This is a genomic window from Acinetobacter sp. FB (genome assembly GCF_056033405.1).
The window spans coordinates 1,853,771-1,870,352 of sequence record NZ_CM148502.1; the positions used below are offsets into that span (position 1 = coordinate 1,853,771).

General features: G+C 38.8%; 12 protein-coding genes. 6 read left to right on the forward strand and 6 right to left on the reverse strand.

Features of this window, described 5'->3' with window-relative positions:
• Window positions 1-51: 51 nt before the first annotated feature.
• The 5 genes from mobA to AC0JIQ_RS08715 all read right to left on the reverse strand — a co-directional run bounded on the left by mobA (window position 52) and on the right by AC0JIQ_RS08715 (window position 9,215).
• The gene (mobA, locus tag AC0JIQ_RS08695) at window positions 52-681 is read right to left on the reverse strand and encodes a molybdenum cofactor guanylyltransferase (RefSeq protein WP_474201381.1); all 630 of its coding nucleotides are present in this window, start codon (window positions 679-681) and stop codon (window positions 52-54) included.
• Window positions 678-3,458 carry a molybdopterin-dependent oxidoreductase gene (locus tag AC0JIQ_RS08700; protein WP_474201382.1) on the reverse strand — a complete coding sequence of 927 codons (2,781 nt, stop codon included), beginning with the start codon at window positions 3,456-3,458 and terminating at the stop codon, window positions 678-680. The genes mobA and AC0JIQ_RS08700 overlap by 4 nt, the downstream gene beginning before the upstream one ends.
• Before the next feature lie 192 nt (window positions 3,459-3,650).
• The gene (gene nirD / locus AC0JIQ_RS08705; RefSeq protein ID WP_474201383.1) at window positions 3,651-5,270 is read right to left on the reverse strand and encodes a nitrite reductase small subunit NirD; all 1,620 of its coding nucleotides are present in this window, start codon (window positions 5,268-5,270) and stop codon (window positions 3,651-3,653) included.
• Window positions 5,271-5,281: 11 nt separating this feature from the next.
• Complete coding sequence (nirB, locus tag AC0JIQ_RS08710) at window positions 5,282-7,828, reverse strand: nitrite reductase large subunit NirB (protein ID WP_474201384.1); 2,547 nt, start codon at window positions 7,826-7,828, stop codon at window positions 5,282-5,284.
• A gap of 28 nt (window positions 7,829-7,856) precedes the next feature.
• Entirely contained in the window at window positions 7,857-9,215 is a 1,359-nt protein-coding gene (locus AC0JIQ_RS08715; protein WP_474201385.1) for an MFS transporter, read from the reverse strand.
• Between the two features lie 521 nt (window positions 9,216-9,736).
• Between AC0JIQ_RS08715 and AC0JIQ_RS08720 the strand changes: the two genes are divergently transcribed.
• The 5 genes from AC0JIQ_RS08720 to accC all read left to right on the forward strand — a co-directional run bounded on the left by AC0JIQ_RS08720 (window position 9,737) and on the right by accC (window position 14,364).
• Entirely contained in the window at window positions 9,737-10,327 is a 591-nt protein-coding gene (locus AC0JIQ_RS08720; protein WP_004661975.1) for an ANTAR domain-containing response regulator, read from the forward strand.
• Window positions 10,328-11,338 carry an ABC transporter substrate-binding protein gene (locus tag AC0JIQ_RS08725; protein ID WP_474201386.1) on the forward strand — a complete coding sequence of 337 codons (1,011 nt, stop codon included), beginning with the start codon at window positions 10,328-10,330 and terminating at the stop codon, window positions 11,336-11,338.
• Window positions 11,339-12,083: 745 nt separating this feature from the next.
• Window positions 12,084-12,533, forward strand: a complete 450-nt coding sequence (gene aroQ, locus AC0JIQ_RS08730) for a type II 3-dehydroquinate dehydratase (protein ID WP_005160410.1) — start codon at window positions 12,084-12,086, stop codon at window positions 12,531-12,533.
• A gap of 26 nt (window positions 12,534-12,559) precedes the next feature.
• On the forward strand, window positions 12,560-12,982 hold the full coding sequence (gene accB / locus AC0JIQ_RS08735; RefSeq protein WP_005160413.1) for an acetyl-CoA carboxylase biotin carboxyl carrier protein: 423 nt from the start codon (window positions 12,560-12,562) through the stop codon (window positions 12,980-12,982).
• A gap of 17 nt (window positions 12,983-12,999) precedes the next feature.
• Window positions 13,000-14,364, forward strand: coding sequence for an acetyl-CoA carboxylase biotin carboxylase subunit (gene accC / locus AC0JIQ_RS08740; RefSeq protein ID WP_474201387.1), 1,365 nt, complete (start codon window positions 13,000-13,002; stop codon window positions 14,362-14,364).
• A gap of 46 nt (window positions 14,365-14,410) precedes the next feature.
• Here accC and AC0JIQ_RS08745 read toward each other — a convergent pair whose 3' ends face one another.
• On the reverse strand, window positions 14,411-14,887 hold the full coding sequence (locus AC0JIQ_RS08745) for a hypothetical protein (protein WP_005160433.1): 477 nt from the start codon (window positions 14,885-14,887) through the stop codon (window positions 14,411-14,413).
• A 204-nt stretch (window positions 14,888-15,091) separates the two neighbouring features.
• Between AC0JIQ_RS08745 and AC0JIQ_RS08750 the strand changes: the two genes are divergently transcribed.
• On the forward strand, window positions 15,092-16,582 hold the full coding sequence (locus tag AC0JIQ_RS08750; protein ID WP_474201388.1) for an amidase: 1,491 nt from the start codon (window positions 15,092-15,094) through the stop codon (window positions 16,580-16,582).

The window sequence follows — 16,582 nt, forward strand, 5'->3', positions numbered from 1 at the left end:
AGGTCAAGAATTCTTATCTAAAACTTTATATTTTATGGAAGCTAAAAGAAGCTAGTGCGCTGTAAACATCTGATGAAAAGCTTTCATCTGTTTGTACTGCTGTAACTCATCCAAAGAATTAATACTATGGCAAAACAGGCTTTGTTTTTTAAATGAAGTACTTTGTGCATGCAATTGCTTAAAACAATCTCTTAAACTTAATTTATTGGTATTAATTTGTTGTTGTAAAATTGGCAGACTTTCTTTTTTTAATAAACAAAATGGATATAAAGCATCTCCATTAATTGCAACATAAGCTACTAGTGCTTGTGGATTTTTTTGTAGTGCGCGATGCAACTTAATTAAAACTTGATTGGGTATATACGTAACATCACACGGAATAAATAAAGCATAGTCCGATTGTAGATATGACCACGCACTTTTCATTCCCATTAATGGACCTAAAAAACCTGTTTGATCATCTGAATAACAATAGATATTCGGTTCAATCTGCTTGTAAATCGAACTATCTCGATGACTGTTTACCCAAATGCTTTGCACTTCTGATTTAAATTTCTGACAAATTTTAGATAGTTGAATTTGATCATCAAATTGTTGAAGTAATTTATTCATGCCATTCATACGGCGTGCTTGTCCTCCCGCCAAGATCACTAGATCTGTAGCGGGAATTTGCATAGTCATGCTTCTACCTCCAACTGACAAGTCTTAATCAAACCACGAATTTCTGGTAAACATGAACCACAGTTACCACCCGCTTTTAAACATGCAGTGACTTGCTTTTCATGTGTGATATTTTGACTTTTGATCGCTTCAATAATCTTGTTTTTTCCTACTTTGAAACAACTACACACCAATGGACCATCGTTATTAGCAGCAGACATTGGCATACCTGCCAACAATGCTTTACGGTGCAAAGCACTTAAGCGTTCACGCTTAAATAAACTTGCAACCCAATCACGATCTGGTAATAACTCAGCAGGTGCAATATAAAGACTTGCGATTAAAATCCCATCTTTGAGTACAATACTATGACTGAGTTGCGATGAAATATCCTCAATACTTAACCATTCATATGTTTCATCGACAAAAGGTAAAAAGGTTTTTAAGTTTTTCTGAGTTTGATCAATACTGTGTCGATCGGCAAGCTCATAACGCATTGCTTTTGCAGTTTTAATTTTTGTCCACCAAGCACAGGTCTGTAAAGATGCTTTGATTTGATGTTCGAACCCTTCTCTAACATATAAAACACCCTGCCAAGTCGTATGGAAAGGCTGTATCGATACTGGCGTATGCTTAAACTCAGGTTCACCTGAAATTGCATCCACAACAGGGTTAACTACTTTACCAATCCGAGCATCTGAGGCAACTTGTTCTGTCCAATGAATCGGGGCGAAGATTTGTCCACGGCGAACACCTTGAGCCAATGTCACGCGTAATACACAACTTCCCCATGCCGAACGAATCTCGACCAATCCTTTATCGCGAATACCAAATTTAAGCGCATCGTTTGGATGAATCTCACAAAATGGCTCAGCACGATGTGTAGTCAAATTTGCTGATAAACCTGTACGTGTCATGGTATGCCATTGATCACGAATACGCCCCGTATTCAGAATTAATGGATAATCTTCAGAAACTGAGTGTACGGGATCGATTGCGATGGTTGGGATAAGTTTTGCTTTACGAGAAGCATAACTAAACTCACCTTGGCCAAAAAGTTGCTTAACTGAAGTCGTCTGACCTTTTTCCCACACAGGCCACTGAGTTGGTTTTAACTCGTTATATTCTTCAAGACTTAGATTGGTTAAACCTTTTAAATTAAAATAACGAAAATTTTCTACCTGATCACGTTCAGCTAAACTTGCATTTTGATATGCAGACAATGCAGCATGCTCATTAAAGATGTCACACGCGTTGCTAAAATCAAAACCAGAAAAACCAAGTTTTTTTGCAACTTCTGCAACAGCCCACCAATCTGCTTTGGCTTGTTTTGGTGAAGCTAAAAATGCACGTTGGCGTGAAATTCGACGTTCTGAATTAGTTACCGTTCCATCTTTTTCACCCCAACCTAATGCAGGTAGCAAAATATCAGCATAAGCAGTGGTATCGGTATCGGAACAGATATCTGAGACGATAACAAATTCACATTTATCCAATGCTCGTTTCACTTGATCAGCATCAGGCAGACTTACCACAGGATTGGTCGCCATAATCCAAATTGCTTTAATTTTTCCACTTTCAACCGCTTGAAACAAATCAACTGCTTTTAGTCCAGCTTGTGTCGCGATGGTTGGGCTATTCCAGAAACTTTGCACCAAATTTTGATGCGTTGGATTATCAATGTCTAAGTGTGCTGCCAACATATTGGCCAGTCCACCAACCTCACGACCACCCATCGCGTTGGGTTGTCCAGTCATTGAAAATGGAGCAGCGCCTAGCTTACCAATTTTACCCGTCAGTAAATGACAGTTGATAATACTATTGGCTTTATTCACCCCTTGAGATGATTGATTAACTCCCATTGAAAAAAGAGTTACTACTTTTTCAGTTGTGGCAAATTTATCAAAAAACAATTGTAATTTTTCTTCTGAAATACCTGTGCGTTTTGCAACAGCTTTAAAATCCTGTTCCGTTCGATTCGCTTCTAAAAGTGCTTGAAGCCCCTCTGTGTAAGATTCAACAAACTCATGATCGGCATAACCATGTTGATATAAATATTGTAATAATCCTTTAAACAAAGCCACATCTTGACCCGGCAAGATTGGCAAATGCAAATCTGCTTGCTCGCAAGTGCTCGTAAATCGTGGATCGACGACAACCACAAATAAATTAGGATTTTGACTCTTCGCTTGCATAATCCGTTGATACAAAACTGGATGACACCATGCTGTATTTGAACCAACCAATACCACCATATCAGCATGTTCAAAGTCTTCATAACTTGCAGGTACAATATCTTCACCAAAGCTACGTTTATGCGCAGCAACTGCTGAAGACATACATAGACGTGAATTAGTATCAATATTGGCTGTGCCTAAATAACCCTTTACGAATTTATTAACCACATAATAATCTTCAGTTAATAACTGCCCTGAAACATAAAATGCCACACTTTCGGGTCCATATTGTTCAATACATGCCTGAAATCGATTTGCAATCTTCTCAATTGCAACATCCCATGTTGTCACATTACGGTGATTTTTGCGTCCCAACATCGGATTTAAAACACGGGTTTCCAACCCTAAGGTATCTGCTAAATTGCTCCCTTTAATACAGAGTCGTCCAAAATTTGCAGGGTGTTCTGTGTCTCCCGCAACTTTAATATTTGAACCTTGTGTTTTATGTTGAACTTCAACATTAACACCACATCCAACGCCACAATATGGACAAGTTGTTTTTGTAATGAGTGTTTGTGCATGATCGGAGCGACTGTGTTCTAAATTTTGAATACTGTTCATGACTGCTCCTTTACCTATTCCATCTTTGCCCTAACTAAAGTTTCGATTGCTTAAAATTGTATGATCAGTGATCAATAGCCAATTTATAATCTACGCCTTAACTTTTATTGTGAATCTTTGGTTGACTACCATAAAGTAGTTAAATGACTGAGTTTTTGGTTTAGGAGAAATTTCTCCTAAACCAAAGTAAGATTAACCTGCTTTTTTCAATGCAAAATCTTTACCAAATAACAATTTATTTCTAAATGTCGAAACAGGTGTTTGATCCGCAATTAACTCGGCATACCACATACCATCTTCGGTATCACCGAATAAAACAGCGCCAATCACTTTATCTTTTTGGATAATAATACGCTTGTAAATATGGCGTTTTTCGTCATTTAGAATGATGTCTTCATAATCTTCTTTAGGCTCAAAATTACCTGCTGAGAAGACATCGACACCACTAACTTTAAGCTGAGTTGGTACCGTTGGAGACTTGAACGTTAAGCTACCGTGTTCAGCCAAATGGGTTGCGCAAATAAATGCTTGCCCCCAAAGTGGCTCCACCAATCCAAAGGTTTGGTTACGATGTTCAATACATTCACCCACAGCATATATACTTGGATCGAAAGTTTGCATGGTGTCATTCACTAAAATACCGCGATTACAACGTAATCCAGCGCTTTGCGCCAAAGTGATATTTGGACGAATACCTACAGCAAAGACCACCAAATCAGCATCTAATAAAGTACCATCTTTTAAACGGATCTGACTGACATGACCATTTTTACCAATTAAAGCTTCGGTATTGGCTTCAGTAATAATCTTGATGCCTTTCTCTTCAATGCTATGACGTAGCATACGGCTTGCTCGACCATCTAATTGACGCTCCATGATACGATCCATTAGATGAAGCACTGTTACATTCATACCACGTTGCTTCAGACCATACGCTGCTTCTAGGCCAAGTAAACCACCGCCAATCACGACTGCATTTTTTTTAATTTCACAATATTTAATCATGGTATTCACATCATAAATATCGCGGAAACTAATCACACCTTTCAAGTCAACACCTTGTACTGGTGGAATAAATGGCTTAGAACCTGTGGCAATAATTAAACGGTCATAATCAACAGTTTCACCTTTTTCTGTATGGACTGTCTTGCGAGTACGATCAATTTTTATCGCAGGATCATCAGCAATAAACTTAATCCCTTTATCGCTATACCAAGCGTGAGGATGCAACATAATATCTTCGATCGTTTTCTCACCTGAAAGCACTGGTGACAGCATGATACGATTATAGTTACCCCAAGGTTCTTCACCAATGACTGTCACTTCATAACGATCTGGCGCCATATCAAGCAAATCTTCTAGGCAACGCATCCCAGCCAAACCATTACCAATCAGAACAAGCTTTAACTTCTCTTGTGAAATTCCATTATTGGTAATATAAGTTTTTTGTGGTACGGCTCCGACCCAGACACGACCATTTTCAATTTTAGTCGGGAAAACCAATAGTTTTTGATCTTTATCTTCTAAGCAGCGTCCAGTCGCCAAACTAAAATGTTGTTTGTAAATAGGTGATGCAACCACGCGTTCACCTTGCAAATCACCAATAATACCGCGCGCCATAACATTCGCTTGGCTGAATGGATCTTTATTGCTTAATGCATAAATACGTTTTTCATTTCCTACGCGAAATAAAGCAACTGATTGTCCTGCAATAAGTGCACCTGCGCCAGTATTTGGTGTGATGTCATCAAGGTTACACACATCGACCCATTGATTTTCTGGAAGCATACTCATGTCTTTTAAATTTGTCATTTTGATTCTCCTTATGCTTCTACCATCGGGATACGATCAACTGAACGTTCAGCTTCATTTAATGGACGGATTTGATCACGAACTTCGGTAAATTGAATATATGGATCAGCTTGCTCTTCAGCGCTTGTATTAATGTAAGTTTGGAAGCGTTTACGAATCTCAGGATTCTCTACTGCAGTACGCCATTCGTCTTGATACGTTCCAATCACGTGTGCCATACGATTTTCCAGCTCTTCAGCAAGACCCAGAGAATCATCCACAATCACAGCTTTGAGATAATCTAAACCACCTTCCATATTGTCACGCCATACACTCGTACGTTGTAAACGATCCGCAGTTTGGATATAGAACATAAAGAAACGGTCGATATAACGGATCAAAGTTTCGGTATCAAGATCAGAAGCTAAAAGCTCTGCATGGCGCGGCTTCATTCCACCATTACCACATACATAAAGGTTCCAGCCTTTTTCTGTCGCAATTACACCGACATCTTTACCTTGTGCTTCAGCGCACTCACGCGTACAACCTGACACAGCCATTTTTAGTTTATGCGGTGAGCGTAAGCCTTTATAGCGGTTTTCTAATTCAATTGCTAAACCAACAGAATCATCCACACCATAGCGGCACCAAGTGCTACCCACACATGATTTCACTGTACGTAATGATTTACCGTAAGCATGCCCTGACTCGAAGCCTGCTGCATTCAACTCTTCCCAAATAAATGGTAGCTCGTGCAGTTGAGCACCAAATAAATCAACACGTTGACCACCTGTAATTTTGGTATACAGGTTATATTTTTTAGCAATTTGACCTACAGCAATCAAACCGTCTGGAGTAACTTCACCACCTGCCATACGCGGAACAACCGAGTATGAACCATCCTTTTGGATATTTCCTAAATAGTAGTCATTACTGTCTTGTAGACCAGCGTGCGTTGGTTTCAATACAAAGTCATTCCAGCACGATGCTAAAATGTTTGCTGTCATTGGTTTACAAATATCGCAACCGAGACCATGACCATGTTGTTGGATCAAATCATCAAACGTTTTGATTTCATTTACACGGACTAAGTGATAAATCTCTTGACGTGAGTATGGGAAGTGTTCGCATACATGGTTATTAACCGTTACACCTTGACGTTGTAACTCAGACTTTAAAACTTGAGTAACTAATGGCGCACAACCACCACATGCTGTTGCGGCTTTGGTACATTTCTTTAAAGCACCTAAAGAGGTAGAACCATCACAAATCGCTTGGCAAATATCTGCTTTCGACACGTTGTTACATGAACAAATCGTTGCGCTATCTGGAAGTAAATCAACACCACTACCACCCGCTTTCGCACCAGAATCAGCAAATCCTGGCATGATTAAGCTTTCAGGTGTTTCTGGCAATGCGATACCATTCAACATCATTTGTAAAAGATCGTTATATTCTTTTGCATCACCAACAAGTACTGCGCCCAGTAATTTGGTTTTATCTGCATCTACGACGATTTTCTTATAAACCAATGCATCTTCATCAGCATAGAAATAGCTAAGCGAATTCGGTGTCATGCCATGAGCATCACCAACCGATGCCACATCTACACCCATCAATTTCAACTTAGTGCTCATATCAGCACCAGCGAAACAATGTGTTTCTTCAGCTAAGATATGCTTGGCTGCAATACGCGCCATATCATAGCCCGGCGCAACGAGACCATAGATTTTATTGTCCCAAAGCGCACATTCACCAATTGCGTAAATATTTTCATCAGAGGTTTGGCAGTAATCATTGATCTTGATACCACCACGTTCCCCAAGTGCTAAACCGCTTGAACGTGCTAACTCATCACGTGGGCGAATACCTGCTGAGAATAGAATAATGTCTGTTTCAAGCTCGCTACCATCCGCAAACTTCATCACATGCGTTGCGCTTTCTCCCGCTTCAATAGATGAAGTAGCTTTTTGAGTATGAACTTTTACACCAAGGTTCTCGATTTTACGGCGTAAAACTTTACCACCTAAGTCATCAATTTGAACCGCCATTAAGCGTGGTGCAAATTCAACAACGTGCGTTTCTAGGTTTAAATCACGTAAAGCTTTTGCAGCCTCTAAACCTAATAAACCACCACCAATCACCACACCCGACTTTGAATTTAAGCTTGCAGCGCGAATCGCATCTAAATCTTCAATGGTTCGATAAACAAAACAGTTGTCACGATCATTGCCTGAAATTGGTGGAACAAAAGCATAAGAACCTGTTGCGAGTACAAGTTTGTCGTAACTAATCACATCACCAAAACTTGTTGTCACTGTTTTTTCGACAGCATCGATTGCAATTGCTTTGGTATTCAAGCGTAAGTCAATACCATGCGCATCTGCGAAATCAAAACGTGCAAGTGATAAGTCTTTTGCTGATTTTCCTGAAAAATATTCAGTTAAATGTACACGATCATATGCAATGCGTGGTTCTTCAGCAAGAATCGTAATTTCTAATTCATCATCAGCTTTCTCTAAGATGGCTTCGATGAATTTATGACCCACCATACCGTGACCAATCATCACTAATTTCATTGTGTTTCTCCTAAAATCTAATCTGAGATTAAGCTGCGCTGTTTTGTTCTGAGCCGCTTTCTAAAATTGCTTGTTCAAATAAGCGTTGTTCTTTTTCTTTATGCTCTACTGAAAATCGGATGAGCATTACTGAGCTTGCTGCGATGACAACTAAACCACCTAAAACCATTAAGCAAGTTTGGATATCAACCATGCCTTTCAGTAAGAATCCCGCTGCGACTGCACCTACATTTCCACCTGCACCAATAATTCCTGCAACACCACCAAGTGCTTCTCGATCGATAAAAGGAACCAATGCGTAGGTTGCACCACACGCCATATGCGTAAAGAGAGCGAATATCGTCATACTTAAAATCGCAAATACTGCACTGTTCATATGAGAGAACAGCATCAGGAATAAGCCTTCGCCCAAGATCAAGATGAATAGGATTCTTGTTCGGCCATCTAAGCCTTTTTTGATTGCAATTTTATCTGAAACGATACCGCCAAAGGCACGAGCGAACAGTGCTAATAATCCAAAAACACCTGCCGTCATACCTGCTTCTTTTAAACCAAAATTGAAATGTTCGACGTAGTACATCGCAATGATGTTATGCATGAAGATTTCGATACCAAAACATGCAGCGTAAGAGCAGAATAGAATCCAAACACGATAGTTACGTGCTGCATGCATTAAAATTGCAATACCGCCTTTTTTATCACTCCCCGCAGCAAAACCTTGTGCACGCAGTTCTTTAAAATCACCTTGCGGACAATCTTGTGTGAATTTCCAATAAAGAAGACCAACAATCACCATCATCACACCAGGTACAATCAGTGCAATTCTCCATCCCATTGCTTGCTCTATACCAAACATCACCAATGCAGATAGAAGTAGTGGCATAAGGGCTTGCGTTGCTCCACCTCCTGCATTTCCCCAACCTGCTGAGGTCGCATTTGCTGTACCTACAACGTTAGGAGCAAACATAATGCTAGTGTGATATTGAGTAATTACAAAACTTGCACCTATTGCGCCAATCAGTAATCGAAAGAAAAGGAACGATTCATAGCTATTTGCTGATGCAACACCAAATACAGGAATACTTCCTAATAACAACAAAGTTGTATACGTCTTACGTGGACCGTATTTGTCGCACAATGGCCCTACAATCAATCGAACCAGAATCGTGATGGCAACTGCGGCAATATTAATATTTGCGATTTGATCTTTGGTTAAATGAAACTCACCTGCAATGACAGGCATCAATGGTGCGCAGGCAAACCAAGCAAAGAAGCAAACAAAGAAAGCAAGCCAACTCATGTGGAATGCTCGCATCGCTGGCGCTGAGAAGTTAAATAACTTAATTGATGTGGCTTTTTTCGCCGATAAATCTAAAGACATTGCCATCTCCTATACTGAACGTATACTGCTTTGTTGACACATACCGCTGTGTAAACAAACCGATCAGATCGGACATCGTTGGCCGTCTTACAATTTTTAAAAAGTCTTCATTGACTCCATAAAGACAATGCAAGTGTTATGCCAATTAATAAAATAAAAATTAAAAAAATAATACTAACCATTGTTTAATAATGATTTTTTATAAAATAAATAGCGTTTTAAATATCTTTTAAATAATTGAATAAATCCCGAATACATCAATGAACTGTTTTAAAGCACAATTAAAGATGCTTCAAAATAATTCCTTTTATGCACCAACAATGAACATTAATTATTTTTAATAAAGATCACATCCATTTTTTATTTGTTTCCCTTCGCTGCAACGATACAATAAAGCGCACAAAATAGAGGCTAAAGTAATGCCTGCACTGAATAGATCATTCCTCATGGCATTAATTTTGCTTCAAAAAAATACTTAAAGCGCATTATGCTAAATGTGCATTGACTTATAATTTGACTTTATATTTATGCCGAAACTCAAAATCGCACTCATAGATGATGATCAGGCCCGAGCTGAATACATTAAAACATGTTTAATTCAACATGACTTTGATGTCGTTGCTAGTTTGACTTTAGATCACCTCAATGTTTTTAAATTAGAACATCTTCAAGCAGATGTTATTTTGCTTGATATGGATCACCCTCATCGTGATGTAATTGAGAGTTGCGTAAGCAATTTTGACTTACCAACGGTATTATTTACCAAGAACACTGACCGAGATATGATTAAACAGGCGATTGATGCAGGGATTACCGCCTATATCGTTGATGGTATCGATCCAAGCCGATTACACACCATTTTAGATATTTCGATTCAACAATATAAAAAACATAAAAAGTTGGAAGGTGATCTCAAAGATGCAAAGACCAAACTAGCAGATCGTAAAGATGTTGAGAAAGCTAAAGTCCTACTGATGCAATTACACGGATTAACCGAAGACAAAGCATTCCAACTCCTTAGAAAAAATGCCATGAGCCATCGTATGACCATTGGTGAAATGTCACGACGCTTGCTCGATGCACAACAGCTTTTGAACAACCAATTAAAGGATGAATAAATGAGCAGTTTAGAAAAAAGTGAATTGCAACTTGGCTACATCCCTTTGCTCGATTGTATTGCCTTATTATGGGCAAAACAGCGTGGTTTGTTTGAAGCAGTAGGTCTAAACGTTACTTTAACCAAAGAAGCTTCTTGGGCAAGCCTACGTGATCGATTGGCTTTTGGTCTTTTAGATGCTGCACATTGTTTGTCTGCTATGTTACCTGCAGCCGCAATAGGTGCTGATCAAATTGGTATTCCATTACAAACGCCGCTCGTTCTCAGTGAAAATCGAGCTTTTATAAGTTTAAGTCAAAAACTTTGTTATCAGTTAGATATAAAGAAATATGAAGCTGTAGAGCTATCAGCTAAAAAATTAGTAGAACACATGAAAAAAAATCATGTGGTCTCTTTAGGACATGTTTTCCAGCATTCCATCCATCATTATTGCTTAAGAGAATGGTTAGCATTAGCAGATTCTGAACTGGCACATTCAATACAAGTCAAAACCTTACCACCTCCATATATGGTAGAAGCGTTAAATAACCATTTAATTGATGGTTTTTGTGTTGGCGAGCCATGGAATACTCAGGCAGAATTGGCAGGATTAGGGCAAATTGTCGGCTCGAGCCAAGACATCATTCCAAATGTTGCAGATAAAGTTCTAGCTGTAACGCAAGAGTGGGCTCAACAGCATCCAAATACACTAATTGCCTTAACTCGCGCAATCTTGCAAGCTCAACAAGAGTTACGTGTGTTAGAAGATTTTGAACCTGTTTGGCAACTTTTAATTGATTTTGATGTCATCCAATTTGAATGTTCGCCAAGCATTCATGTCGAAAAATACTATACAATCCAAGATATAATTCGGAACTTCGTTAAAAGTAGCGCTATACCTAAAAGTACAGATTTTGAATGGTTGTTTCAGCAAATGCAAAAATGGAACAATTTGCCTGTAGGTTCTATAGATTACAAAAATAAAGCACAAAGTTTTCTACTATTAGATACTTATTTAGCAGCATCAAAATAAGAGAACTCGTGATAAAAAAAAGCTGTCTTGTGAAAAGACAGCTTTGAAAAGACCCATAAGAGATTCTGCCAATCGAGAGCTATCTCTTATGTAATAGCTATACTATCTATATTCAATTTATCTTTTTCGGACATTTTCATGTCATTAGCAGCCATACAAAACTTCACAATTCATCTTTTTTGCCAATAAGCCACTTTCGTCGATTTAATCAACCCCTCCCCACGAGCTTGAATCCAATGTCAAATTGAAGCTAATGCTTATTATCAATCTAAACTGGCATATTTTTTATGAATCAGCAGCATTACGCTTCATCCACTGCTTTCTTTAGAAGTATATTTATACTAATTTTAAAAAATCTATTAGAATAAAAACACATATTTTTCATAAACTTAGAATAAAAAAATATTCATGGCTTGACATAAACACATGAGCTAATGGGAACTCAATATAAGTTTCAAAAAAGCAAATCAATGAATTACATGACTTTCGAGTTACACAAATTACATGAACGAAATAAGGTAATTCAGTTTAAAATAGTGAAAAATAAATAAGCCTGAAATTTGTCATATTTTAACATTGCCATTTCCTTGCAAAGTTTTCATTATATGCACCATGCTTGGTACGCAACTTTCTTCATCCATTAAAAGAAATTATAAGAAAAAATGCAGAATTTTGTGCCATAATAAGCAAACTTTGCAGACATCTTGCAAAAAACATTTGCAGATTTAGAACTGGAGCAGGCTGAATGAGCTCAACCATTTTGGTAATTCACGGACCGAATTTGAACTTGCTAGGAAAACGCGAACCAGAGGTTTATGGTTATCTCACCTTAGATGATATTAACCAGCAACTCACCACTCAAGCTCAACAAGCATCATTTACACTAGATACATTTCAAAGCAACTGGGAAGGTGCGATTGTCGATCGCATTCATCAAGCACAAACTGAAGGGGTTAAATTTATCATTATTAATCCTGCAGCTTTGACTCATACATCAGTTGCTCTACGCGATGCCCTTCTTGGCGTTGCGATTCCATTTATTGAGGTTCATTTGTCAAATGTTCACGCCCGTGAATCATTCCGTCATCACTCATATTTATCAGACAAAGCCATTGGTGTTATTTGTGGCTTAGGTGCGAAGGGTTACTCCTTTGCTCTCGATTTTGCAATCGAAAAAATTCAATCTTCTAACTAATTCATACATTTCAGGAATGCTCACTCATGGATATCCGTAAAATCAAGAAACTCATCGATTTGATGATTGAATCTGACTTACAAGCGATTGAAGTTAAGGAAGGTGATCAATCCATCTCATTAACTCGCCCTACTCCAGTTTACGCAGCGGCACCTTTGGCAGCAGCACCTAGTGCTTCTGCTCCTGCGGCTCCAGCAGCAAAAACACCTCGTGGCGCTGTAGAAACGTCACCGATGGTTGGTGTGTTCTATTCTGCGCCAAGCCCAGGCGAAGGCCCATTCGTAAATGTAGGTCAAACAGTTTCTGCAGGTGAAACACTTGGTATCATCGAAGCGATGAAAATCATGAACCCAATTGAGGCAACTAAAAGCGGCGTGATTGAAGAAATCTTGGTAAAAAATGGTGAAGTGATCCAATTTGGTCAACCACTTTTCCGTTACCGCGCCTAATTAATTTGGGGATTCTAATGTTGCAAAAAGTATTAATTGCAAATCGCGGTGAAATCGCTTTACGAATTACGCGAGCTTGTAAAACGCTTGGCATTAAAACAGTTGGTATTTATTCTGATGCTGACAAAGACTTAATGCATTTACGCTTCGTTGATGAAGCTGTTTGTATTGGGCCGGGTACCACAAGTGAAAGTTATTTAAATATTCCTGCAATTATTACTGCTGCAGAAATTACAGGTGCGGATGCAATCCATCCCGGATATGGCTTTTTGTCTGAAAATGCTGAATTTGCTGAAATTGTAGAAAGCTCAGGTTTTATTTTTATTGGTCCTCGCCCTGAACACATTCGTCTTATGGGTAACAAGGTATCCGCGATTATTGCCATGAAAAAGGCTGGCGTACCTACCGTGCCTGGATGTGACCATGCTGTAACGATTAACAATGCACTTGCTGAAGCAAAAGAAATTGGCTTCCCGTTGATCGTCAAAGCAGCATCAGGCGGCGGTGGTCGTGGTATGCGTATTGTTGAACGTGTCGATACATTGCTTGAATCAGTTCAAGCTGCACAACGTGATGCTGAGATGTGGTTTGGTGATGATACTGTATACATGGAGCGCTTCTTACAGAAACCTCGCCATGTAGAAGTCCAAGTGCTAGGTGATGGTAACGGACATGCAATCCACCTATATGACCGTGACTGTTCTTTACAACGTCGCCATCAAAAGGTTTTAGAAGAAGCACCTGCTCCAAATCTACCAGATCAAGCACGTGCTGATATTTTAGAAGCATGTGTCAATGCTTGTAAATTGATGCAATACCGTGGTGCTGGAACTTTTGAGTTTTTATTTGAAGAAGGAGAATTCTTCTTCATCGAAATGAATACTCGCGTTCAAGTTGAGCATCCTGTAACTGAAATGGTAACTGGCATTGATATTATTGAACAACAACTGCGGATTGCGGCTGGTTTAGGTTTAAATATTGAACAGCATGAAGTCGAAGTAAAAGGCCATGCGATTGAATGCCGTATCAATGCTGAGGATCCGACGACCTTCTTACCTTCTCCTGGTAAAATAGAAAACTTCTATGCACCCGGCGGCGCAGGTATACGTTTAGATTCTCATATTTATCAAGGCTATAGTATTCCGCCGTATTATGATTCGATGATTGCAAAACTGATTGCTCATGGTAAAGATCGTAAAACATCTTTAGCTCGTATGCGTCAAGCTTTAGATGAAATGATTTTGACTGGAATCAAAACCAACATTCCATTGCACAAAGATCTTATCTTGCAGGACAAAAACTTCTGTGAACAAGCTATGGATATTCATTATCTAGAAAAACATTTGCTAAAACAGCTTGAACCGAAAGCTGAAAAAGCATAAATAAAAAAGCCTCTAAGTTAAGAGGCTTTTTTGTTATTCAATCTTTCTAAGGCAGGACACGGCGTAATGTTGCAAAACATTTTTCGCCTTTTTCATTGGCGCAAAAATTAATGGTGTGATCATTTTCCCATTTCACAAAATATTGCGAAACCTCACCAGTTTGGTCTAGTGTTTGACCAGAGCAATCCATCTGATTATTGTCATACTTAATCTGTAGAACTAATGCTGGTAAACGTTCTTTATGATCTTCTGAAGGTTGATAATCATATAAACCATAAGACCACTCTTGGTTACTCTTAATCACGACTTCATTCATTCCACGAAAATTATAGTATTCGACACACTTCTTATTATTAGGAATTTCCATTCCCCATAGCCCCATGATTTCAGGACGAGTTATCACCCGAATCGCATTTGCTTTAGCCAATTGTTGTGCTGTTACTGCTTTTTCATTTACGACCGTGTCTGCCATAGTCCATGTTGAGCAAGCCCATAATAATCCAATAATATAAATATTTTTCATAGATTTAATTAAGTCGTAATCTAAACGGTGCAAGGCTTTAAATTAGCATATTTTTTGAGAAAAACATGCATTCATAACCATATAAACACAATATTTTTAGCTTGAACTTTATTTGATTGTTATGGCATTTTTTCAGGTATGCTAGTTCTAGATTTACAGTTATTTTATTTACATTATAAAGATTTAGCTTTAAGGATAAAAGCCATGAAATTTTCTGAATACGTGCAATATGATGGTTTAGGATTAGCAGAACTGGTCAAAAGCAAACAAGTTCATCCTTCAGAATTATTAAAAATTGCATTAGAACGAACAGATCAAGTCAATCCAAAGCTAAATGCCATTATTATTCCAATGTATGAACAAGCGAAGCAGCGCGCACAGCAAGAATTCTCTGGATTATTTGCAGGTGTTCCATTTCTAGTCAAAGATCTATTTCAAGAATATCAAGGCATTCCAACGTCTTATGGTAGCCAAGCGCTAAAAAAAATTAATTATACACCTGATTTTAATGCTGAAATCGTAAACCGCTGGGAACAAACAGGGATTATCACTTTTGGTCGGACGAACACGCCTGAATTTGGTATCAAAGGAATTACTGAACCCGATGCTTGGGGGGCTTGCCACAATCCGTGGAATTTAAAACACAATAGTGGTGGTTCTTCTGGTGGATCAGGCTCTGCAGTTGCAGGTGGAATCGTCCCAGTTGCAGGCGCAGGTGACGGTGGCGGATCAATTCGTATCCCCGCTTCTTATTGTGGTTTATTTGGATTAAAGCCGAGTCGTGGTCGTACACCTTGGGGTCCACAATACAGTGAAGCAATGCATGGTGCTGCCATGCAACATGTTCTCTGCAAAACAGTTCGCGATAGTGCTGCCATGCTCGATGCAGTTCAAGGTCCAGAACAAACTTCACTTTTTAGAATAGAAGCACCTGAAAAGAAATATTTAGATATCATTCAACAGGCTCCAAGAAAACTCAAAGTTGCTTTTAATACTCAATCACCGATTGGAACAAAAGTTTCTAAAGACGCGATTCAAGCTGTTCAACAAACCGCTAAGTTACTGGAGTCTTTAGGGCATATTGTTGTAGAAGATCGCCCAAAAATAGATGGTTTGGCATTAGGAAAAGACTTTGTAACGACTTGGTTTAGTCAGTTCTCATATATGCAGGCACAAATTAAACAAATGGCAGGTGCAACTGATCATGATTTCGAACTAGATTCTATTGCCCTCGCTGCTTTTGGGGCCAAGACAACCGCAACAGAATATATTCATACGCTTAATAATTGGGGGCTTTATAGCACTCAAATGAACATTTTCTTTGAAAAATATGACCTTTATTTAACCCCAACAACAGCATCAGTCGCACCAAAAAATGGGGAAGTTGCGACACCTAATTGGCAAAAACCAATCTTGAAAGGACTGTTAAAAGTAGGAAAAGCGCACTATCTTGCACAAGGTAAATTAGTTGAAAAAATGGTACAGGATAATTTAAGTTGGGTACCTTTTACGCAGTTAGCAAATGTTACAGGTCTACCTGCCATGTCAGTCCCATTATATTGGAACAAAAATGGCTTACCTTTAGGTAGCCAGTTCATTGCACCTTTTGGACGTGAAGATCGTTTATTGCAACTTGCAGCACAATTAGAACAGACACAACCATGGATGTCTCAATATCAGAGTATTCAACTCTAA